Raw genomic sequence first — 22,128 nt, forward strand, 5'->3', positions numbered from 1 at the left:
GTACCAAGTCTTAATCATTCCTCACATATCATAACACTTTCTATTTATTATCCTCAACAAATATTACATTCTCATATAATAAATAATTTGAATTAAATATCAGTTTACTGATGTTAATCAAAACTCATGTTAAGTAAGTGGTCGTTGATAAATGCTCTTAAACGTTCATATTTCTCAGTAAAAAACTCCCCAGATTGAATGAGTTCTGCGGCCTCATCACGAGCTACTTCTAGCATACGATAATCTTCTACTATATTAGCAACCATAAAATCTGGTAACCCGCTTTGTTTAACTCCAAAGAAATCACCAGGGCCTCTCATTTCTAAGTCATATTCACTTAATTCAAATCCATCTGTAGTTTGTGTCATAATGGTCATTCTTTCTATGCCAGTTTCTGTTTTAGGTGATGCAATTAATACACAATAACTTTGATGTTCACTACGTCCAACACGACCTCTAAGTTGATGTAGTGTAGATAATCCAAAACGATCAGCATCATAAATCATCATAAATGTAGCATTAGGAACATTAACGCCTACTTCAACTACGGTTGTCGACACTAAGATATCAATATCATGATTACTAAAACGTGCCATTACATCATCTTTTTCGTCTGCTGACATTTTCCCATGTAATAAACCTACATGTGTTTTACCATAAAACTCTTGTAGTGACTCAAAAAGCTCAACAACATTTTGTACATCTTCTAGGTGTTCAGAACTTTCAATTAGTGGACAAATCACATAGGCTTGACGTCCTTTTTTTAGTTCGCTTGTCATTTGAGCTAACACTTGGTCATACTGTTCATGTTTCGCCCAATGTGTAATAATTGGCTTTCGACCTTTAGGTAATTGTTTAATTGAGGACACATCCATTTCTCCAAATACTGAAATGGCTAACGTTCTCGGTATAGGCGTCGCAGTCATAAACAATACGTTGGTCATAGCACCTTTTTCTCTTAGTAATTGACGTTGATTCACACCAAAACGATGCTGTTCATCAGTAATAACTAACCCTACATTTTTAAATTGTACATCGTCTTGAATCAATGCATGCGTGCCAATTAAACAATCGATCGTTCCATTCTCTAATTGTTCTAACAATACACGTCTTTTTTTTCCTTTTACCGATCCAGTTAATAAAGCAACATTCATATGGTCACCAAAAAGTTCTGTTAAACTATTTGCATGTTGTTCAGCCAAAATTTCTGTAGGTACCATCAGTGCAGATTGATATCCAGCAGTTTTGAGTGCATACATACAAATTGCTGCTACAACTGTTTTCCCTGACCCAACATCACCTTGTAATAAACGATGCATGCGTATTGGCGCTTTCAAATCTCTAAATATTTCATTAACGCTCGATTTCTGTGCATCTGTTAATTCAAAAGGTAACGACTGGATAAATGACTTCACTTTATTAATATCATAATTAATTTCAATGGCTTCATCTGAAGCTTTTTCTAAGCGATTTAACCATTGCATACGTAGTTCAAACATAAATAATTCAGTAAAAGCATATGTACGTCTCGCACGCATAAGAGCTTGTTTATCTTTAGGTAGATGCAACGTTTTAATAGTATAATCTAGTAATTCCAATTTGTACCTTTGTCTTAATTCCTCCGTAATCCATTCATGTATAGTGACATCATTAAGAGATTGATGAATCATATCACGCATTTGTTTTTGTTTAATACCTTCTTTAAGTCGATATACCGGTTCTAATCTCACTTCTTCAGTAGAGGTATGAGTGTCATTAAAAAAAATACGATTGCCATTAATTTCTTGTTTAGCACGATTCCATTTACCTTTTATTGTCACTGTTTGATTTAACTCAATTTTCTTTTTTAAATACGGTTGATTAAAAAATACACATTTAACTGCGATATTATCAATCATTAAATGGACAGTTAATTTTGATTTATTCCGACCAAAAAAGGCTACCGTGGGTACAGAATAAATTTCTCCTGCTACTGTCACAGTAGATTGATCTTCAGCTAAGTTTAAATCTACAACAGTATTATCTTCATAACGCGTTGGTAAATACAACACTAAATCTTCTATTGTGTGAATGTTTAATTCATGTAGTAAAGCAATTCTCTTTGGTCCAAGTCCTTTTATAGATTGAAGCGGATATGGACTTTCAATTAAACTAACTTTCGACATTATTTCTCACCTAATATTTTTAATCTTATTTATATTTTATCACGTTTATTATAAATATTTAGTGATACCATCTTACTATAGTCCACTTGACAAATGAATATCACTCACTTCATTTAAACGTACAACATTCACTTTTAATACTAATATCGTTTTATCATACTTAACTAATAATATGAAAGAGAGCATAAATCTATTTTAAATGATTTTGCATTAGCTCTTAATCTTATTTAAATTTTAGAAGTACGAAGTATTTTTATGTTCCATCAAGGTTTAAATCAAAAAACGATTTATACATACATTCCCAGTTATTATTACTGCTAAATTATATGATATTTTTTTAATCACTCTTTGAATATTAGTTATCTTCTTAATTGTGATATCTTCCTCTATTTTACAGTTCATTATTGATAGCATATTTTTCTATTTTAATATATATTGACTGGTCATTATGTCTTGAAAAACCTATTAAAGTAAGTTTTCCAGTGTCATATTTTTCAATACTTTTATTAAATATAAAATGGGGAGTGACAACGATAATCATTTCATCGTTATCACTCCCACTATTAAATCTCACTTTATTCTACAGCAAATAAATATGGATAAATTGGTTGATCACCTTTATGGATTTCTATTTCAACATCTGGATATTCATTTTCTACCCATTCTTCTAATTGAGTTGTCATATCAGATTGTGCATCTTCACCAGTAATCACTGTTAAGATTTCACTTTCTTCATTTAACAATGTACTTAATAAGCCAGTAATAGTTTTAAATTCATCTGCATTACTAGTCACAATTTTACTTTCAGCTAATCCCATAAATTCATCTTTTTTAATATCTACACCATCAATCTTAGTATCTCTGACAGCAAATGTAATTGAGCCAGATTTAACAGTTTCTAACGCTGTATTCATATGAGACGCATTTTCTTCTAACGTAGATGCAACATCATATTGGAAAAGTGCTGCAATACCTTGAGGAATAGATGTAGTTGGAATGACTACTGTATCAGCTTTAACAAGTTGTGCTGCTTGATCACTAGACATTCTAATATTTTTATTATTTGGCAAGATAATTGCACGCTGGCATTCAGACTGTTCAATCACCTTAACAATATCCTCTGTAGAAGGATTCATTGTTTGCCCACCACTAATAATGTGTGTCACACCCATTGAAGTGAACAACTCAGAGATACCTTCACCCATTGAAATGGCAATTACTGCTGTTTCAACTGTTTTAGGTTGTTGCGAAGCTGTTGCTTGTTGATGACTTTGTTCTTTTCTAATTACTTCACGATGTTGTTCACGCATATTTTCTACTTTTAATTTAATAAGCTCACCATATTGTTGTCCATAATTGAACACTTCACCTGGTGTTTCTGTATGTACATGGACTTTAACTATTTCATCATCATTAATAACTAATAACGAATCACCAAATTCGCTCATGTCATTTCTGAATGTTTGTTCATTAAATTCTTTTTTATCTTTTCCAAAGCGTACCATCATTTCAGTACAATAACCGTACTTAATATCTTCTGTATTAATAACCCCATGAAAATCATGTTCTTCATGAACCAAATCTTCTGTGTCTAATTTTTGTTTGTTAGCTTCAACTTTTTCGCCTTTTAGTCCTTTTAAAAAGCCTTCGTAGACACACAATAAACCTTTACCGCCACTATCCACTACGCCTACTTCTTTTAAAACTGCTAATAAATTTGGCGTATTATTTAAAGATTGCTCAGCTTTTTCGATTGTATATTCCATTACTTCGATGCAATCATCTGTTTCTTCTGCTTTAGTCATAGCTGCACTTGCTGCATCTTTGGCAACAGTCAAAATAGTTCCTTCAACTGGTTTCATGACTGCTTTATAAGCTGTATCGACACCTGCTTGAAAACTACTAGCAAATTGTTGAGCATTAATTTCCTTTTCATCTTCAATATTTTTGCAAAATCCTCTAAATAATTGAGATAAAATAACACCAGAGTTACCACGTGCTCCCATTAAAAGTCCTTTAGAAAAAGTTTTACCTAATTCACCAATACTTTGAGATAAATTATTTTCAACTTCTTCGCGACCTGAGGTAATTGTTAAATTCATATTTGTTCCTGTATCACCATCAGGTACCGGATATACATTAAGGGAATCAACTAAATCTGCATTATTAGATAAATTGTGTGCCCCTTGTATTATCATATCGGCAAATAATTTACCATTAATTTTGCTAATCATCGTGCTTTGTCCTCCTATACCTTCTTGCCCTTGTTATTAAGTCTTACACCTTGTACAAAAATATTAATAGAATTCACTTTAATATTAAGTGAACTTTCGAGTGTATATTTTACTGATGATTGTACATTGTTAGCTACTTCAGAAATTTTGACACCATAACTTACAATGATGTACATATCTATATCAATCACACCATTATCTTCTTTAACAACAATACCTTTAGCATAATTCTCATGTCCTAATATTTCAGCAATACCGTCTCTTACTTGTTGTCTAGATGCCATGCCAACAATGCCATAACTTTCTACAGCTTTACTTCCTACAACAGAAGCAATGACCTCATTTGAGATATCAATTTTGCCATAGTCATTTAAGATCTCTAATGTCATCTTCATTATCCTCCTGAATTATGGTTAAAATCATATTTAAAAATGATGTATACATATATGATAAAGATAACTATTTTATAAATAAGCCAATCTACATAAAAATATATTATAATAACTCCACAATAGTTAATTATACCATAGATTTACATTTTCAAAACAATTAACATAAATTACATATGATTTTATTGCTTTAAATATTGATATATGGTATCTTATTTAAAGTATATAAGTAGTTAAGTGTATTTATATTTATTAAAGGAGGTACTTTGATGGGTAAACAATGTTACGTAACAGGTCGTAAAGCTACGACTGGTAATAATCGTTCACACGCTTTAAATGCGAACAAACGCAGATTTAACGCTAACCTTCAAAAAGTTAGAATTTTAGTTGACGGTAAACCTAAAAAAGTTTGGGTTTCTGCTCGTGCTTTAAAATCTGGTAAAGTTACTAGAGTTTAATAAATATAATGCACTAAAAATGCCTTCATATGTGGTGAAGGCATTTTTTTATTACTCTAAATCTTTACTTCTCATTTGCAATACTTGACCTTTTTCAACTTCGATAATCGCTATTGATTGATCGACTTCATTAGAGATTGTCAGTGTAGAGCCTATTTCTAAATGCTGATGATCTAAATTATATTTAAACCCAGATAAAGATACTATCACTTCTCCATTTACTGGAATAAATGAAACATATTGATATTTATCAGATTTATGAAGTTGATGTGTCCCAGTATTAAGTAGCATGATTTCATTTTGCTTATCTATTACTTTAATTATAATTTCTTTTTTTATATAGACTGACTTGAAAAGAATTTGTAATGTTCCCATAAAATGATCTAATCTTCCACCCGTTGCTCCATAGATATCTATTTCTGTATATCCCTTTTGAATGGCTTGTTCTACGCCTAATGCTAAATCAGTGTCATCTTTTTCAGCTTTAACTGGATGAATATTTAATGTTTTTTTTAAAATTTCTCTTTCTTCATCATTGACGGAGTCAAAATCGCCCACTGAAAAAACAGGTACAATACTTTGTTCAGAAAGAATTAAAGTCCCACGGTCTATTCCGCCCCACGATTCAGTTGATAATTTTGAAAAAATATGAGGGGGTAAATGCCGATCTCCACATAGTAAATTAATTTTCATTATCTCAACCTCTCAATATTTTAGTCACTGTTTTATAATCATATTGGTTAAAAAAGTATGAACCTGTAACAAAAAGGTTAGCCCCATGTTTTGCACAAATATCTATCGTTTTATCATTTATACCACCATCGACTTCAATATCAAAATTTAAATTAAAAGATGACTTCAAATCATTTAATAACTTAATTTTTGAAGCACACATGTCGATAAATGTTTGTCCACCAAATCCAGGATTAACCGTCATTACTAAAACATAATCCACCATAGAAAGAACAGGCACGACCCTATCTACAGGGGTGCCAGGATTAATTACTACACCTGCTTTTTTATCTAGACTTTTGATAAGTTGAATAGCACGATGAATATGAGGGGTTGATTCAATATGGACTGAAATCATGTCTGCCCCATGTTTTGCAAATGTCTCAATATAGTTTTCAGGATTCTCAATCATGAGGTGTACATCAATTGGTAATTGCGTAGTTGATCTTACTGCATCTAATATGGGTAATCCAATTGATATATTAGGTACAAATTGACCATCCATAACATCAAAATGTAGACCGTCAACGCCTGCTTCTTCTAATAATTGTATTTCCTGTTTTAAATTCAAAAAATCGACTGATAATAAAGAAGGAAAAATGTGTCTCATTAATATCTAACCTTTCTATTCGAAATTTCATTAACTAATTGTAAATAATGTTCATAGCGAAATTGCGCTAAATTATTGTTTTCTAATTGATGTTTAACATTGCATTTAGGTTCTTTAATATGATTACAATTTCTAAATTTACAATCATTTCCAAAAGCATTAATTTCTTTAAAGTAATACTTTACATCATCTTTTTCAATATGATCAAAATCAAGTGCACTAAAACCAGGTGTATCTGCTATAAAACCATTTTCTCTTTCAAATAGTTCTACATGTCTTGTCGTATGTTTACCTCGATTAAGTGATTTAGAAATATCATTGGTTTCAAGATTTAGTTCTGGTTTAAACGTATTTATAAATGTTGATTTTCCAACACCAGATTGTCCACTTAGCACAATTAGACCATTAGGCCAGGTATTCACAATATCAACTTTATCAGTTTCTTTACCTACAAATTGAACAGAATATCCTATTTCCTTATATGTATTTAGTAATGTTTCGATATGACTGATTTGCGTTTCACTAGCAATATCTTTTTTAGTGACTAATATACTAGGAGATAAGTTGTAAGAATGTGCAATCACTAAAAATCTATCTAACAATTGTGTTGAAAAATTAGGTTCAACCGCACTCATTACAATAACCAGACCATCAATATTACTTACTGGAGGACGCTTTAATGCATTGTGGCGTTCATGTACGTGGTGAATATAACCTTCATCTTCATTTTGAATATCAAAGTCAACGATATCTCCTACTACAGGAGAAAATTTTTTCTTTCTAAAAAGACCACGAGGTTTAGTATTATATTTTTTTCCACCTACATCTACTTGATATACTCCACTAATTAATTTAACAATACGTCCTGTTTCCAAATTAACACCTCAAATTAAGTATTTATATTTATATTATTATAGCAAACATAGAATTAATAATATATATTCTATACCATCATCATAAAGATAAGGATAGAAAGACATTAAAATCGCTCAAAAAAGTTAACTTTACATAATAAAATTATAGTTGTTAAAAAGACAATTTCTATATTATTTCAATAGAAATTGCCTTTTAAAATTGACATCATTTATATCATAAAATACATGTTAATGTATAAACAGTAAACGATGCATAACTTATCATTACTATCTTACTCTTGTTCTGATATTTGAAATTTATTCATAGTCAATATCTTTATCTGCAATAACATTGTCATCTACTTCAATCGTATATCCAGCAGAATCACCTTGTTCAATTTTTAATGGAATAGTAATGATCTTATCTTTGTGAATATTGTATGTTTGACTTACCTGTGTACCACTATTATTTTTATCTCTAATATAAATCTTTACCTTTTGACTTTCTCCATCATTTCCAGTATACGGAATATGATAAGTTTCCGTATAATTTTTTACGCTTGTCGTATGATTATCTTTCTTATCATCAGAAGAATCTGAGTCCTTTTTTGAATCTTCTTTTTTATCTTTACCCTTAGAAACCATAAATTCTACTGTACTTCCTTCATTTACTTCAGTCTGCTTTGGAGATTGTGAAATAATGATATCCTTATCTTTAGTATCACTATTAGTCGTCTTAACTTGTACGTTTAGACCCATCGACTCTAATTCTTTTTTAGCATTTTGATAATTTTTATTTTCATAGTCTTTGACGTAAACTTTTTTTACACCTAACGATTCAGTCAGTACAATATGATGATCGTTAAGTTTCACCGATTCATTAGGGTTAATATTTTGCTTGAAAATATATCCTTTTGGCATTTGACTATTATATTCTTGATTAATTGTCACATGATTTAATTTATGATCTTTAAGTTTTTTTATAGCCTCTTCTTTTTTAATCCCGATCACATTAGGCATATTTATCTTTTCTGGGCCTTTTGATAACACAACATCTACTTTTTCTTGTTGGTTAACACGTTCTCCTGCTTTAGGATTGGAGTTAATAATTTTATTTTCGGGATAGTCATCATTATATTCTCTAGATATATGTCCTATTTCTAAATGCGAAGCTTTTAATACTTTTTCTGCTTCTTTTTCAGTTTTACCCGTTAAATCAGGCATTTCTGTATATTTATCACTAAGCATGCCCCAAGCGATAAACCCAATCAAACTTAATAATAAAAGCGCTAAAATAAAAATAATAGCGAACTTTTTCTTTTTAGAACGTTTTTTACGTTTAGGTGTGTATACATTATTTTCACTTGCTTGAAATTTATGATGATTGATAATAGGAATTTGCATCGTTTGCGCTATATCTTTTTTATGAGTTTCTTCTTCGAGTTTATTTTTTATTTCTTTTTTATCAATGGGTACTGTTTGGGTGGTATCACTTATACGCGTATGCTTTTCTTCATTTAATCTGCTTGTAACAAGCACACTACTCAAATCATTATACATTTCTTCTATCGTTTGATAACGATCTTTAGGATTTTTTTCAGTCGCCTTAAGTACCACATTACTTAAAGATTGTGGAATATTTGGATATTTTTCAGTAATATTAGGAACCGTTTCTTGAATATGTTTAATAGCAATACTTACAGCTGTCTCTCCACTAAAAGGTGGTTCACCAACTAACATTTCATACAACACTATACCAATTGAATAGATATCGGTTGTTTCATTCGTTTTATCTCCTTTAGCTTGTTCTGGAGATAAATATTGAACCGTTCCAAGCACATGATTTGTTTGAGTCATTGATGTCTCACTTAACGCTTTTGCGATGCCGAAATCAAAAATTTTTAAAATTTTATCTTTATTAATTAGCACATTTTGAGGTTTAATATCTCTATGTATAATACGTTGCTCATGCGCTTGTTTTACTCCATTTAAAATTTGCTTAATAAAATCAATAGCTGTTTCTATATTCAATGGACCATGACTATGTATATACTCAGATAGTGTCGGCCCATCAATATATTCCATAATAAGATAGAAATTATCATCATCTTCTTCAACATCATATACTTCCACGATATTTTCATGAACAATTTGTGTAGCACTATTTACCTCTCTGTAAAAACGTTTCATAGTTTCATCTTTTTCGCTTTGGGGAATAGAAATTGCTTTAATAGCCACTTTACGTTCAAGTATAGTGTCTTCAGCAAGATAAACCATACTCATTCCTCCGCCACCAAGTTTATCTAAGAGTTGATAGCGATCATTAATTAGCTTGCCATTCATACATTATTACCCTCAATTTCAGCTAATAGTACACTCACATTATCTTTAGATTGATGATCTAAGGCAGCTTGTATCAGTGCTTCTCCAAGTTCATTTAATGATGTAGACTGATTCATTAACGTTTCTATTTCGTGATTTCTTACATAATCTGACAGTCCATCAGAATTAAGTAATATATAATTATAGTAACTGATGCGTTTTGTAAAAATATCAGGACTTACTCGGCGATCGGTACCCATTACTTTAGTAATTATATTACGTTGAGGATGATTAAACGCTTCTTCTTCAGTAATTTGTCCTGTCATAAGCAAATGATTAACAAATGAATGATCATAGGTAATCTGTTCAATTTCTCTTGAATTAATCACGTATGCTCTAGAATCACCAATATTTGCTACTACAATTTTATTATCAAATATGAGGGCACATACACACGTTGTGCCCATACCACGATATTCTTCATTCGTTGTAGCATATTCAAATAATTCGAGATTAATATCTTTTAATGTTTGACTTAACCATGATTCAGCTCGGTCTAATTCAATAAAATTTTCTTTTTCAAAATAGTCTTGTAATTGATTAGTAACAAATTGACTTGCAACTTCACCTGCTTTATGACCACCCATTCCATCACACAACACTAACAATTGTTGATGTGTTTGGTTATAAAATATACCTCCCGCGTCTTCGTTCTTTTCTCGATGTTGTCCAGTATCTGTGAAAAACTGTGCGTTAAGCATGATGATTACCTCGTTTCTACTTGTCGTTCCTTAGCTCTTAATTGTCCACATGCTGCATCTATATCTGAACCTTGTTCTCTTCTAATTGTTGCATTGATGCCTAAACGTTTCAATTCTTTTTCAAATTTAAAAATATCATCTTTGGGTGTTTTAACATAATTACGTTCAGGAACATGATTGACTGGTATAAGATTCACATGACAGTTTAAATCTTTAATTAAATGTGCTAAATCTCTTGCATGTTCAAGTTGATCATTTACGCCTCCAAACAATCCATATTCAAATGTAATTCGACGATTCGTTTTTTCTTGATAATATTTAATTGCTTCCATTAATTTTCCAACATTATACGCTCTATTAATTGGCATTAATTTTGAACGAATTTCATCTTTAGCAGCATGTAAACTTACTGCAAAATTAATTTGAATTTGTTCATCAGCAAAGTCATAAATACGTGGGATAATTCCTGACGTTGATACTGTAATATGTCGCGCTCCAATGTTTAAACTATTATCATCATTGACTATTTTTAAAAAGTCCATCATTTCATCATAATTTTCGAAGGGTTCACCAATTCCCATAATAACAATTTGTGATACACGTTCATTAGTAGCATCAAGTGCTTTTTGAACTGTAAGTACTTGAGATACAATCTCGCCAGCCTCTAAGTTACGCTTTAAACCACCTAAAGTTGAAGCACAAAATGTACAACCAATTCGACAGCCAACTTGAGTCGTTACACATACAGAATTACCGTAATCGTGTCTCATTAATACCGTTTCAATAGTATAACCATCTTGTAATTCAAATAAAAACTTAATTGTTCCATCTTTACTTTCTTGTTTAACTACGGTAGTTAACGTTGTCATAACAAAGTTATCTTTTAACAATTGTCTTAAGTCTTTAGATAAATTAGTCATCTCATCAATAGTGTCTACACGCTTTTGATATAACCATTCAAAAATTTGTTTAGCTCTAAATTTTTGTTGTCCGTGCTCAACTAACCAATTTTGCATTTCATCATATCTTAACGAATATATTGATTGTTTTTCAAAATTTGGTAAAAATTTATTTTTTTTCTTTTTTTCAGCAGTTATCATCTTAACTTTCCTTTCTTTTTATTTTAGTAATGAAAAAGCCATCTGAATTAAAGTCTTGTGGCAAAATTTGTAGTGTTTTTACTTTTTCACCAGTAATAGGATGCGTTATTAATTCAAATTCAAAATCTTTATTTTCCTTTAAAAATGTATAAATTACATTTTCATTTTCCATTTGTTCAATTGTGCAGGTTGAATAAATAAGTGAACCGCCTGGTTTCAAGTTATGTTTAACATTATCTAATATACTTAATTGAATTTCTACAAGATCATTAATACTATCCTTAGATTGTACATATTTAATTTCAGGCTTATGTTTTAATACACCTAATCCACTACAAGGTGCATCTACTAAAATTTTGTCATATAGTTCTGAATATGGTTTTGTTGCATCATGGTCGAAAGTGGACACATTCTTTAATTTTAACTTTTTGATATTTTCTTTAATTAAACCAATTTTATGCTTATGAATATCTGTAGCATCTACATGGCCAGTGGATGCTAGTAATTCTGCCATATGACAAGCCTTACCGCCAGGAGCACTGCATGCATCTAGTATGGTATCGTCTTTTTGAACATCCATTAAATACCCTACTAACATTGAACTTTTATCTTGGATGGAAATAAGTCCATCTTTAAAAGCTCGAGATTCAATCACTGGTTTACCTGTAAGATGTAAACAATATGGAATGAGTTGATCGATATCCACATGATAGCCTTCTTGTAAAAGCGCCTTACTTATTGTTTCAACATCCGTACGACTTGTATTCACTCTTACTGTACTTGCAGATTGTACTAGAAATGATTTTGCAATCTTATGTGTCGTTTCTATTCCGTAATGTGTAATCCAATGCTCAATAATCCATCTTGGTATACTATACTCAATCGTCATGCGTTGCTTTTCATTCTTAATTGTTTCCAATGTCGGTAAGTCACTTTTAAATATATGACGAAGTATAGCATTAACAATGTTCCCATTATGCTGGCCACCACGACGTTTAGCAATATTAACTGCTTCATTTATAATTGCGTGATTAGGTATTTTATCTAGGAAGACATATTGATATAAACTCATCCATAATAATTGACGTACCCAACCTTTAATTCTAGTCTTAACAAAGGGTTTTAAATAAAAATCTAAAGTCATTTTACGCTTTATTGTTCCATAAACTAATTCTGTAAACAATGCTTTATCGACAGTTGCAATATTATATTGGTTAATGACTTCGTTAATTTTTAAATTGCTATAAGCATTATCGTTTAAAATATCTTGAATAGACTGAAATGCAAGGTCTCTTACTGATTGTGTCATACTAATTTAGTCCCCACTAATGAATCTTGTACACCACTTAAATATTGAGCAGCAAGCATTCGTTTTTTCCCAGATAATTGAATATCTGTTAATGCAATAGCATCCAAAGAGCCAGTTCCTACAATAATTGCAGTCTTAGTGATTTCTATAATTTCACCTGGTTCTCCGTTTTTTCCTTTTTCAATATGAGCTTGATATAGTTTTAAATTTTTATTATTCATAGTTGTATAAGCCACTGGCCATGGTGATAATCCGCGAATATGATTGTGTATCTCTTTAGCACTTTTAGTCCAATCGATACGTTCGTCTTCTCTGCTAATATTAGACGCAAACGTTGCTTTTGAATCATCTTGTGGAATACTTTCATTTGAACCATCTATAATAAAAGGTAATGTTTCTTTTAATAAATCTGCACCTAAAAAGCTTAATTTATCGTGCATTGATCCTACATTATCATCATCTTCAATGTCGATGGCCTTTTGAGAAATAATATTACCTGCATCTAACTTTTTCACCATATACATGATTGTAATACCCGTTTGTACTTCCCCATCTATAATGGCTTGGTGAATAGGTGCTCCACCGCGATATTTTGGTAATAATGAGGCATGTACATTTACAGCACCTAACTTAGGGAGCTTTAATAGACTTTCAGGTAATAATTGTCCAAATGCTGCCGTTACAATTAAATCAGGATTTAAATCCATAAGTTCATTTAACTCATTAGAATCTTTTAACTTTTCAGGTTGATATACTGGAATGTGGTATGTTTCTGCCACTTTCTTTACAGGAGGAGGCGTTAATACACGCTTACGTCCTACTGGTCTGTCTGGTTGAGTAACTACTGCGATGACTTCATGTTCAGCGATTAACATCTCTAGTACTTTTGTTGAAAAATCTGGTGTTCCCATAAAAATTATCTTACTCATTGTCAAAATATGCCTCCACTTCTTTTTCAGTCAATATTTTTATAGCACGTTCGGTAAATGGAATACCATCTAATTGATCAATGATGTGTAGTATCATCCTAGCTACATCATCATAAGCAGTTAATTCAATCTCGTGACCTTCTAAATCATTTGCTTCTACAGTTATCATTTTACTACGTTCTACCTCACCAAATACATTAGGAAGATTAACCGAACCTTCTAAGTCAATGATTTTCTCATTAGATTCTGTTTTGATTTTAGGATTGATTAATTGCAAAAGTCCTTCTGCTTCCATGTCAATCATAGCAACACGTTGACTTACACCAATTTGTGGCGCTGATAAAGCTGATGCTTCTTCAGAATATAAAGTGTCTTCAATATCTAATAATAAACGTTTTAAATTTTCATCAAAAGTTGTTATCTTTTTTGCTTTTTTAAATAAAACAGGATGAGTCGATGGAACTAATTTCTTTATTGCCACTTAGAACGCCTCCCGAAAAAAATTCATCATATTATTATAACGTAATTCAAATTAAAATGCGACCTTAGTCTTACCTTCACTCTTCTTAGATAACTTTAATTGCTTTTAATTTTTTTCATATCTAAAATAATCATGAAGACATTAATATATTAAATAGACTAAGGAGGTATAAAGAATGGAAGTCAATAAAGTGATTTACATTATCCTAGCTGTCTTTTTAGGTGGCTTTGGCGTACACAAATTTTATGCTGGTAAAATGATGTCTGGTCTTCTTCATTTATTATTTTGTTGGACAGGAATTCCTCATATTATTGCAATCATCAGTGCGATTCTGACATTACTAAGACCAGCAGATGAAAATGGAAACGTAACAATGTAACCTGTAAATACAAAAAGAGTTACACCACGCAGCTAAACGCAAATGGTGCAACTCTTTTTTTACATTAATATTTGAGGATTGATATCAATCTTTAATGATAATTTATCTTTAATATATGCTTCATGATAATAATCATCTAAGTACTGTAATGCATGAATTAATTCTGGCTCTCGCTTGTATTTAACCAATATTTGAAAACGATGTTCGTTATTAATTCTAGCAATTGCCGCTGGAGAAGGTCCAAGTACGAGGGCTCTTTCTGAAAGATGTTGCAGTAAAATTTGATGTACATGTTTAGCAGCTTCCATTACTTTTTTCATATTTTTATGCGCAATAGTAAAATTAATTAAATAATAATAAGGTGGATATTTACCTAATTTTCTAAATTGCATTTCTTTATGATAAAACGTTAAATAATCATTTTTTTGAACATCTTCTATTGCATAATGAGTTGGATTATATGTTTGAATAATCACTTTACCGGGTTTTTCATGACGACCAGCACGACCTGAAACTTGTGTAAGTAACTGATACGTTCTTTCACTCGCTCTAAAGTCGGGCAAATTTAACATTGTGTCGGCATTAAGCACACCAACTAATGTTATATTTGGATAATCTAAACCTTTTGCAATCATTTGTGTGCCTAATAAAATATCGCCTTTTCCATTTTCAAAATCAGTCAATAGCTTTTCATGTGCACCTTTTCTTGACGTCGTATCTACATCCATACGAATAATACGTGCCTCTTCAAATTCTTGTTGTAAAATTTCTTCTACCCTTTGTGTACCTGTTCCAACCTGTCTGATATGTGGGCTTTCACAATTAGGACACAGGTTAGGAGGCAAGTCTTGATAGCCGCAATAGTGGCATTTTAGTTGGTCTGTCGTCTTATGATAAGTTAACGAAATATCGCAATGTGGACATTGTGGGACATATCCACAATCTCGACATAACATAAACGAAGCATAACCCCGTCGATTTAAAAATAAAACGATTTGTTCATTTTTATTCAGTCTATCTTGAATCGCTTGTCTTAATTCTTCAGAGAACATGGAACGATTACCTGAACTTAGTTCTGCTCTCATATCAATGATATCTATTGAAGGTAAAGCTTGTTGATTCACTCTTTCAGGTAAAGTAAGTAATTGATATACATTTTTTTCTGCCCGTGCATAAGATTCAAGACTTGGTGTCGCACTTCCTAATATTAATGGGCATTGATGAAATTGACTTCGCCATTCTGCTATGTCTCTAGCATGATAACGTGGATAATCTTCTTGTTTATATGTTGATTCATGTTCTTCATCAATAATAATAATGCCTAAGTTTTTAAATGGTGCAAAGATACTTGATCTAGCACCTACACTTACACGTGCTCTGCCATCTCTAATTTTTTGCCATTCATCATATCGTTCACCATTTGACAAACCTGAATGTAGGACAGCTACATCATCACCAAAACGTCGCTTAAAGCGTAAAACCATTTGTGGTGTCAACGCAATTTCTGGAACAAGCATCATGGCTTGTTTATCTTTTTTTAATACTTCTTCAATGGCTTGCAAGTAAACTTCAGTTTTTCCTGAACCTGTGACGCCGTGTAATAAAAATGTACGTTGTGCATTGTGATCTATTTTTTCTTTAATTTGTTGAAATGCATCATTTTGAGCAGAGGTTAACGTTCGTTTTTCTTCTTTTTCAAAGATACGATTTGCAAAAGGATCTCGTTCAATTTCTGCATCATATTTTTCAAGGAAACCTTTTTTAACGAGACCATCTATACTTGATTTAGAAAATCCCATATCTTCAAGTTCTTTTAAAAATACATTTCTATGATGTTCTTCTAAAAGATAAGCATACACATCATATTGTTTTAATTTCTTTTCTAGTAAAGCTAATATATCATCTGGATTGTATCCTTCAACAACTCGTACTGCACGCTGTGTTTTTCTTTTTGTATGTTGAGATAATATTGTTTCTTCTTCTATTAAGTGTTGTTCCAGTAAACGATTTAATAGATTTAAATGATTATTTTTTTGCGCATCTTTATACTTATAATATCCGTTGTTATCAAAGTATTTTAATATATCATCTTCAATATCATTGTGACGGACTATTTTAAATACTTTAGTATATTTTGCTTTAATCGCACTTGGAAGCATTGCTTCTAACACAGAAATACGTTTTGAAATATGATAATGACTCAACCATTCACTTAATTGAATAAGTTCAGGTGTTAATTCTGGTCGAATATCTCGAATTTCTTTAATTGCTTTCAATCTATCTATATTGACATCTTCACTTGGTTGTTGTTGTATATCCATAACATATCCTTGAATTGTGCGTGGACCAAACGGTACAACAACTCTTACACCCACTTTTATAAAATCTTTTAAATGGTCAGGTATGAGATAATCGAATTTAAAATCAACACTCTTAGAAGGAATATCTACAATGACCTTCGCAATCATTATTGCCACCTAGTTTCCAGTTCATCTAAAATTTGTTGTGCAAGTTGCACTTTCTTTCCTTTTTTTATATTAATACGTTGTCCATCTTTAAAGTGCATAGTGAGTTCATTATCATCAGATTGAAATCCAATGGTTTGATCTCCTACATTATTCGAAATAATGACATCAGCATTTTTACGTTTTAATTTATCTTGTGCATAAGCATTAATATTTTGGGTTTCAGCTGCAAATCCGACCAAGTATTGATGCGTTTTATGTTCACCTAAATATTTCAAAATGTCTTTTGTTCGTTTAAAAGTGACAGAAAGATTGCCATCTTGTTTTTTCATTTTATGATTCAATACATCGGCCGGCGTATAATCTGAGACGGCTGCTGCTTTAACAACAATATCTTGTTCTTCATATCGACTTATAACTGCATTAAACATTTCTTCTGCACTTTCTACATGAATGACTTCTACATTCTCTGGATTATCAAGTTGCGTTGGTCCTGCCACAAGCGTCACCTTTGCACCTCTTTTAGCTAAAGCTTCTGCAATTGCATACCCCATTTTTCCAGAGGAACGATTAGATACAAACCTTACTGGATCAATCACTTCAATTGTAGGGCCTGCAGTAACTAAAGCATGTTTCCCTTCAAAAGAAGTATGAGATCTATGTGATAGTTTATTCTTATTTTTAAAATAATCATTGATTATTTTGACAATTTGAAGAGGCTCCTCCATACGTCCCTTTGCAATGTACCCACATGCTAAAAAACCATCTCCAGGTTCAATAAAACGATATCCATCGTCTTTTAACACAGAAATATTATGTTGCGTACGTTTATTTTCATACATATGAACATTCATAGCTGGAGCAATAAATTTAGGGATTTCTGTAGCAAGTAGCGTTGATGTGACGATATCATCAGCAATGCCTACACTTAATTTGGCAATAGTATTAGCAGTAGCAGGTGCAACAACGATGCAGTCTGCCCAATCACCTAATGCTACATGTTGAATTTCTTCAGGATTTTCTTCAATAAATGTATTGGTATATACAGGGTTTCTACTAATGGCTTGAAAGGCTAAAGGTGTAACAAATTCTTGTGCATGATTCGTGAGCATTACTCTTACATCATAATTCGCTTGAGTAAGTTTACTAGTTAAATCAATTGCTTTATAAGCAGCAATGCCTCCTGTAACAACTAATAGAATGTTCTTCATGATTCGACTCCTTTAGTTATATTTATAGTCTTCACTTTTAAATTTATTATACACAACTAAGATGAAAAACTAAAAACACGGGAGTAGAACAGATTTTTAATTCACTGTTCTACTCCCGCAAGATTAACTGATTCTAAAAACGCTTATATAAGTATATTTTCAATTGAATCAGAGATTGCAAAAATGTTTAAAAGTCTGAAACACATGATAACTTATATTTCAGAACAACATCTTAACTGATAACGAAATAATTTTATTTATGCTTGAAATTCTTCAGGTACAACAGGTGAAATTTTTCCGCTTGCGATTTCTTCTAGTGCTTCACCTACAGGTTTTGCTGAATGATAACCATTTAGTAATGCAGTTTCAGGCTTTTCGTCTAATTCACGTGCACGTTTAGCAGCTGTTGTTGCAATTAAATATTTTGAATTAATTTGTGATTGTAATTGATTTAACGGTGGGTTTAACATTATTTTTTTGCCTCCAATAACATTTTTCTATATATCGCTTCAACGCGTTCTCTTTTTAAGTGCTCGGCTTCTACAATTGATTGAATTCTTTCTTTAGCTAAATGAACTTCATCATTAACAACGACATAATCGTAAAGATTCATCATTTCTACTTCTTTACGTGCTTCATTTACTCTGCTTTGAATCTTTTCATCTGTTTCTGTACCGCGACCAATAAGACGTTCTTTCAAATGATCTAAGCTTGGCGGTGCAAGAAAGATAAATAATGCGTCAGGAAATTTTTTTCTTACTTGTTTCGCACCTTCAACTTCAATTTCTAAAAATACATCATGACCTTCAGCCATTGTATCTTTAACATATTGTACGGGTGTCCCATAGTAATTTCCTACATATTCGGCATATTCAATAAATTGGTCTTCTTGAATTAATGCTTCAAATTCTTCTTTCGTTTTAAAAAAGTAATCTACACCGTTAACTTCTCCTTCTCGCATTTGACGCGTAGTCATCGAGATTGAGTATTTATATGATGTAGTTGGATCGTCAAATATCTCTTTACGAACAGTTCCTTTACCTACTCCTGAAGGACCTGAAAGAACAATTAGTAATCCTTTTTCATTATCCATGCCTTACGACCTCTCTAAGCTATTCTTCTATTATTTAAATATGATATCACATTGTTGTTTACATTGTATAGAGTGTACTAGGATAAACTTAACTCATGACGCTCTATTGTTACCATGTTACAATATAATGAATGACAAAACTGAAGGTGGAAAAAAATTATGGCTTATGATGGCTTATTCACAAAAAAGATAATAGAATCACTACAATTTTTAGTAACAGGTAGAATTCACAAAATTAATCAACCTGAAAATGACACGATCATTATGATTATTCGTCAAAATCGTAAAAACCATCATCTATTATTATCCATTCATCCCAACTTTTCAAGAATGCATCTCACCAATAAAAAGTACGACAATCCCTTTGACCCACCAATGTTTGCACGTGTCTTTCGTAAGCATTTAGAGGGAGGTATTGTTAAATCAATACGACAAATAGGTAATGATCGTAGAGTAGAAATTGACATTGAAAGTAAAGATGAAATTGGCGATACGATATATCGAACAGTGATATTGGAAATTATGGGTAAACATAGTAATTTAATACTAGTAGATGATCAATATAAAATTATAGAAGGCTTTAAACACTTGACGCCAAATACAAATCAGTATCGTACAGTGATGCCTGGTTTCAAATATGAAGCTCCTCCTACTCAAAACAAACGAAATCCATATGATATTTCAAGTGATGAGGTGCTCAAATTCGTTGACTTTAATGCCGGAAAAATTGCTAAACAATTACTCAATGCGTTTGAAGGCTTTAGTCCTCTAATTACAAATGAAATTACAAATCGTTACCCATTTATGAATCAAGATACGCTTCCTCAAGCTTTTGAAGAAGTCATTGACCAAACATTAAAAGTACCCGTGCCAGTATTTCATAAAAATCATGAAACAGGTAAAGAAGATTTCTATTTTATGAAATTAAAACAATTCTCGGGTGATATTGTTATCTATGATTCTTTACATGATTTATTAGATCGTTATTATGATGCTAGAGGTGAGCGAGAGCGTGTAAAGCAACGTGCGAATGATTTAGTACGCTTCGTACAACAACAATTACAAAAATATCAACACAAGTTAAGTAAACTTATAGACGAATACGAAAGTGCTAAAGATAAAGATACACAACAATTATACGGTGAACTCATTACTGCTAATATTTATCGTATTCAACAAGGTGACGCGTCTATAAACGTTCTAAATTATTATACTAATGAAGAAATAACGATTCCATTAGACCCTACTAAATCACCATCTGTGAATGCTCAATACTACTATAAGCAATATAACCGAATGAAGACACGAGAAAAAGAACTCGATCTTCAAATTGCTCTTACACGTGAAAATATTGACTATTTTGCCAATATTGAACAGCAATTAGAACATATTACAGTTGATGAAATTGATGACATTCGTGATGAATTAGCAGAACTAGGATTTATGAAACAACGTAAAAATACTAAAAAGAAAAAACAAGATAAAATCCATTTACAAACATATATATCTTCAGATGGTGACACGATTTTAGTAGGTAAAAATAATAAGCAAAATGATTATTTAACAAATCGTAAAGCTCAAAAATCACATCTATGGTTCCACACTAAAGATATTCCAGGTTCGCATGTTGTCATTTTAAATGATGCACCGAGTGAGACTACGATAAAAGAGGCAGCAATGCTTGCGGGCTATTTCTCTAAAGCTGGAAATTCTGGTCAGATACCGGTAGACTATACAGAAATTAAAAATGTCCATAAACCTTCTGGCGCTAAACCAGGATTTGTCACATATGATAATCAAAAAACGTTATATGCAACACCTGATTATGACCAAATCCAGCACATGAAGCAGGATAAAAATTAAAAAAATAAAAATCCGTAGATGCTTTTTTCAAGTCATCTACGGATTTTATATATCATAGCGTCTATTTTTCTGGTAATGCAAGTTGGAAACTTACTCCAAATTTATCTTGCACCCATGCAAACTCACGAAATGGTGGCATAGGAGTTTTAGGCATAAGTATAGCGCCTTCTTTTTTTAGACCATTAAATAAACGTTCCATTTCCATAACATCTTCAACAGTGACATATAAAGAGATGGAAGGATTCATTGGTAATTCTTCACCATTATCGGCATCTATCGCCATGAAGACTTGACCATTTAATGTGAAAATAGAATGTTGAACTGTCCCAGGTTCTCCAGGACCGTCTTCTCCGTATTTTACCATTGTTAAAATCTCACTGTTTTTAAATAAGCTCGTATATAAATTGACTGCTTCTTCAGCCTGATTATTAAACATTAAAAATGGTGTCACTTTAGGTATTTCCATTGTAATCCTCCTATAATTTATAATTAATGTCTATTTTAAACTATTTTTAAAAATAATAAAAAGTTAGCTATTAAGAACTTTGAATTAAAAGTAGCTTTAATTTTGAAAACTTTCCATAAACAGTTAAAATTAAATAAAAGTATAATAGGAGGCACTTAATATGATGCATTATATTCTACCACTATTAGCAATGGTCATCGTTTTATTAATCGGATGGGTGTTAATTAAAATCTTTATACGTTAAGTTAATTATAGATTGATATAAAAAGATACATATAAACATGTTGATTCATTATTTATATGTATC

20 protein-coding genes are annotated in these 22,128 nt (G+C 31.6%); 3 read left to right on the forward strand and 17 right to left on the reverse strand.

Features of this window, described 5'->3' with window-relative positions; translation table 11 throughout:
- Positions 1-113 precede the first annotated feature (113 nt).
- The 3 genes from recG to BDW25_RS02185 form a co-directional block, all read right to left on the reverse strand.
- Positions 114-2,165, reverse strand: a complete 2,052-nt coding sequence (gene recG, locus BDW25_RS02175) for an ATP-dependent DNA helicase RecG (protein WP_002455437.1) — start codon at positions 2,163-2,165, stop codon at positions 114-116.
- 575 nt (positions 2,166-2,740) lie between these two features.
- The gene (gene fakA / locus BDW25_RS02180) at positions 2,741-4,399 is read right to left on the reverse strand and encodes a fatty acid kinase catalytic subunit FakA (RefSeq protein WP_002448785.1); all 1,659 of its coding nucleotides are present in this window, start codon (positions 4,397-4,399) and stop codon (positions 2,741-2,743) included.
- Between the two features lie 14 nt (positions 4,400-4,413).
- Complete coding sequence (locus tag BDW25_RS02185; protein ID WP_002448841.1) at positions 4,414-4,788, reverse strand: Asp23/Gls24 family envelope stress response protein; 375 nt, start codon at positions 4,786-4,788, stop codon at positions 4,414-4,416.
- Between the two features lie 269 nt (positions 4,789-5,057).
- Between BDW25_RS02185 and rpmB the strand changes: the two genes are divergently transcribed.
- Complete coding sequence (gene rpmB / locus BDW25_RS02190) at positions 5,058-5,246, forward strand: 50S ribosomal protein L28 (protein WP_002448748.1); 189 nt, start codon at positions 5,058-5,060, stop codon at positions 5,244-5,246.
- 51 nt (positions 5,247-5,297) lie between these two features.
- Here the strand turns inward: rpmB and BDW25_RS02195 are convergent, their stop codons facing one another.
- The 9 genes from BDW25_RS02195 to BDW25_RS02235 all read right to left on the reverse strand — a co-directional run bounded on the left by BDW25_RS02195 (position 5,298) and on the right by BDW25_RS02235 (position 14,344).
- Entirely contained in the window at positions 5,298-5,939 is a 642-nt protein-coding gene (locus tag BDW25_RS02195) for a thiamine diphosphokinase (protein ID WP_002455439.1), read from the reverse strand.
- A 4-nt stretch (positions 5,940-5,943) separates the two neighbouring features.
- The gene (gene rpe / locus BDW25_RS02200) at positions 5,944-6,588 is read right to left on the reverse strand and encodes a ribulose-phosphate 3-epimerase (protein WP_133944740.1); all 645 of its coding nucleotides are present in this window, start codon (positions 6,586-6,588) and stop codon (positions 5,944-5,946) included.
- A complete protein-coding gene (gene rsgA / locus BDW25_RS02205; RefSeq protein WP_002448849.1) occupies positions 6,588-7,463 on the reverse strand; it encodes a ribosome small subunit-dependent GTPase A in 876 nt (291 codons plus the stop codon). Before rsgA ends, rpe begins: the two co-directional genes overlap by 1 nt.
- A gap of 297 nt (positions 7,464-7,760) precedes the next feature.
- Positions 7,761-9,785: a Stk1 family PASTA domain-containing Ser/Thr kinase gene (gene pknB / locus BDW25_RS02210; RefSeq protein ID WP_065581236.1), complete on the reverse strand. Its 2,025-nt coding sequence runs from the start codon at positions 9,783-9,785 to the stop codon at positions 7,761-7,763.
- Positions 9,782-10,525, reverse strand: coding sequence for a Stp1/IreP family PP2C-type Ser/Thr phosphatase (locus tag BDW25_RS02215; protein ID WP_002448792.1), 744 nt, complete (start codon positions 10,523-10,525; stop codon positions 9,782-9,784). The genes pknB and BDW25_RS02215 overlap by 4 nt, the downstream gene beginning before the upstream one ends.
- 5 nt (positions 10,526-10,530) lie before the next feature.
- Entirely contained in the window at positions 10,531-11,625 is a 1,095-nt protein-coding gene (gene rlmN, locus BDW25_RS02220; RefSeq protein ID WP_002448746.1) for a dual-specificity RNA methyltransferase RlmN, read from the reverse strand.
- 1 nt (position 11,626) lies between these two features.
- Complete coding sequence (gene rsmB / locus BDW25_RS02225; RefSeq protein ID WP_002448831.1) at positions 11,627-12,934, reverse strand: 16S rRNA (cytosine(967)-C(5))-methyltransferase RsmB; 1,308 nt, start codon at positions 12,932-12,934, stop codon at positions 11,627-11,629.
- Complete coding sequence (gene fmt, locus BDW25_RS02230; RefSeq protein WP_002455442.1) at positions 12,931-13,863, reverse strand: methionyl-tRNA formyltransferase; 933 nt, start codon at positions 13,861-13,863, stop codon at positions 12,931-12,933. The genes rsmB and fmt overlap by 4 nt, the downstream gene beginning before the upstream one ends.
- A complete protein-coding gene (locus BDW25_RS02235; protein ID WP_002448820.1) occupies positions 13,856-14,344 on the reverse strand; it encodes a peptide deformylase in 489 nt (162 codons plus the stop codon). The genes fmt and BDW25_RS02235 overlap by 8 nt, the downstream gene beginning before the upstream one ends.
- A 175-nt stretch (positions 14,345-14,519) precedes the next feature.
- Between BDW25_RS02235 and BDW25_RS02240 the strand changes: the two genes are divergently transcribed.
- Positions 14,520-14,723 carry a TM2 domain-containing protein gene (locus BDW25_RS02240; RefSeq protein ID WP_002448731.1) on the forward strand — a complete coding sequence of 68 codons (204 nt, stop codon included), beginning with the start codon at positions 14,520-14,522 and terminating at the stop codon, positions 14,721-14,723.
- Between the two features lie 59 nt (positions 14,724-14,782).
- On the opposite strand, the gene priA is transcribed toward BDW25_RS02240, so the two are convergent.
- From priA to gmk, 4 genes are all read right to left on the reverse strand, one after another.
- Positions 14,783-17,191 carry a primosomal protein N' gene (priA, locus tag BDW25_RS02245; RefSeq protein ID WP_002448816.1) on the reverse strand — a complete coding sequence of 803 codons (2,409 nt, stop codon included), beginning with the start codon at positions 17,189-17,191 and terminating at the stop codon, positions 14,783-14,785.
- Positions 17,191-18,399, reverse strand: a complete 1,209-nt coding sequence (coaBC, locus tag BDW25_RS02250; protein WP_002448784.1) for a bifunctional phosphopantothenoylcysteine decarboxylase/phosphopantothenate--cysteine ligase CoaBC — start codon at positions 18,397-18,399, stop codon at positions 17,191-17,193. The genes priA and coaBC overlap by 1 nt, the downstream gene beginning before the upstream one ends.
- Positions 18,400-18,656: 257 nt before the next feature.
- Complete coding sequence (gene rpoZ, locus BDW25_RS02255; RefSeq protein WP_002448867.1) at positions 18,657-18,869, reverse strand: DNA-directed RNA polymerase subunit omega; 213 nt, start codon at positions 18,867-18,869, stop codon at positions 18,657-18,659.
- A complete protein-coding gene (gene gmk / locus BDW25_RS02260; protein ID WP_002448723.1) occupies positions 18,869-19,492 on the reverse strand; it encodes a guanylate kinase in 624 nt (207 codons plus the stop codon). Before gmk ends, rpoZ begins: the two co-directional genes overlap by 1 nt.
- A gap of 159 nt (positions 19,493-19,651) precedes the next feature.
- Here gmk and BDW25_RS02265 point away from each other — a divergent pair, with 159 nt between their 5' ends.
- Positions 19,652-21,355 (forward strand): Rqc2 family fibronectin-binding protein, encoded by a 1,704-nt coding sequence (locus tag BDW25_RS02265; RefSeq protein ID WP_133944742.1) that lies wholly within the window; start codon positions 19,652-19,654, stop codon positions 21,353-21,355.
- A gap of 61 nt (positions 21,356-21,416) precedes the next feature.
- Here the strand turns inward: BDW25_RS02265 and BDW25_RS02270 are convergent, their stop codons facing one another.
- The gene (locus BDW25_RS02270) at positions 21,417-21,821 is read right to left on the reverse strand and encodes a VOC family protein (RefSeq protein ID WP_002448810.1); all 405 of its coding nucleotides are present in this window, start codon (positions 21,819-21,821) and stop codon (positions 21,417-21,419) included.
- Between the last annotated feature and the right edge of the window lie 307 nt (positions 21,822-22,128).

It is taken from the genome of Staphylococcus sp. AtDRG32 (assembly GCF_004365845.1).
Classification (GTDB): domain Bacteria; phylum Bacillota; class Bacilli; order Staphylococcales; family Staphylococcaceae; genus Staphylococcus; species Staphylococcus hominis.

Coding starts and splice junctions, on each gene's coding strand:
- rpoZ (WP_002448867.1), bottom strand. CDS start 18,869: ATGTTAAACCCACCGTTAAATCAATTACAATCACAAATTAATTCAAAA.
- rpmB (WP_002448748.1), top strand. CDS start 5,058: ATGGGTAAACAATGTTACGTAACAGGTCGTAAAGCTACGACTGGTAAT.
- coaBC (WP_002448784.1), bottom strand. CDS start 18,399: ATGAAGAACATTCTATTAGTTGTTACAGGAGGCATTGCTGCTTATAAA.
- BDW25_RS02195 (WP_002455439.1), bottom strand. CDS start 5,939: ATGAAAATTAATTTACTATGTGGAGATCGGCATTTACCCCCTCATATT.
- BDW25_RS02240 (WP_002448731.1), top strand. CDS start 14,520: ATGGAAGTCAATAAAGTGATTTACATTATCCTAGCTGTCTTTTTAGGT.
- BDW25_RS02270 (WP_002448810.1), bottom strand. CDS start 21,821: ATGGAAATACCTAAAGTGACACCATTTTTAATGTTTAATAATCAGGCT.
- BDW25_RS02185 (WP_002448841.1), bottom strand. CDS start 4,788: ATGACATTAGAGATCTTAAATGACTATGGCAAAATTGATATCTCAAAT.
- gmk (WP_002448723.1), bottom strand. CDS start 19,492: ATGGATAATGAAAAAGGATTACTAATTGTTCTTTCAGGTCCTTCAGGA.
- rsmB (WP_002448831.1), bottom strand. CDS start 12,934: ATGACACAATCAGTAAGAGACCTTGCATTTCAGTCTATTCAAGATATT.
- fmt (WP_002455442.1), bottom strand. CDS start 13,863: ATGAGTAAGATAATTTTTATGGGAACACCAGATTTTTCAACAAAAGTA.
- priA (WP_002448816.1), bottom strand. CDS start 17,191: ATGATTGCGAAGGTCATTGTAGATATTCCTTCTAAGAGTGTTGATTTT.
- recG (WP_002455437.1), bottom strand. CDS start 2,165: ATGTCGAAAGTTAGTTTAATTGAAAGTCCATATCCGCTTCAATCTATA.
- BDW25_RS02215 (WP_002448792.1), bottom strand. CDS start 10,525: ATGCTTAACGCACAGTTTTTCACAGATACTGGACAACATCGAGAAAAG.
- fakA (WP_002448785.1), bottom strand. CDS start 4,399: ATGATTAGCAAAATTAATGGTAAATTATTTGCCGATATGATAATACAA.
- rpe (WP_133944740.1), bottom strand. CDS start 6,588: ATGAGACACATTTTTCCTTCTTTATTATCAGTCGATTTTTTGAATTTA.
- pknB (WP_065581236.1), bottom strand. CDS start 9,785: ATGAATGGCAAGCTAATTAATGATCGCTATCAACTCTTAGATAAACTT.
- BDW25_RS02265 (WP_133944742.1), top strand. CDS start 19,652: ATGGCTTATGATGGCTTATTCACAAAAAAGATAATAGAATCACTACAA.
- rlmN (WP_002448746.1), bottom strand. CDS start 11,625: ATGATAACTGCTGAAAAAAAGAAAAAAAATAAATTTTTACCAAATTTT.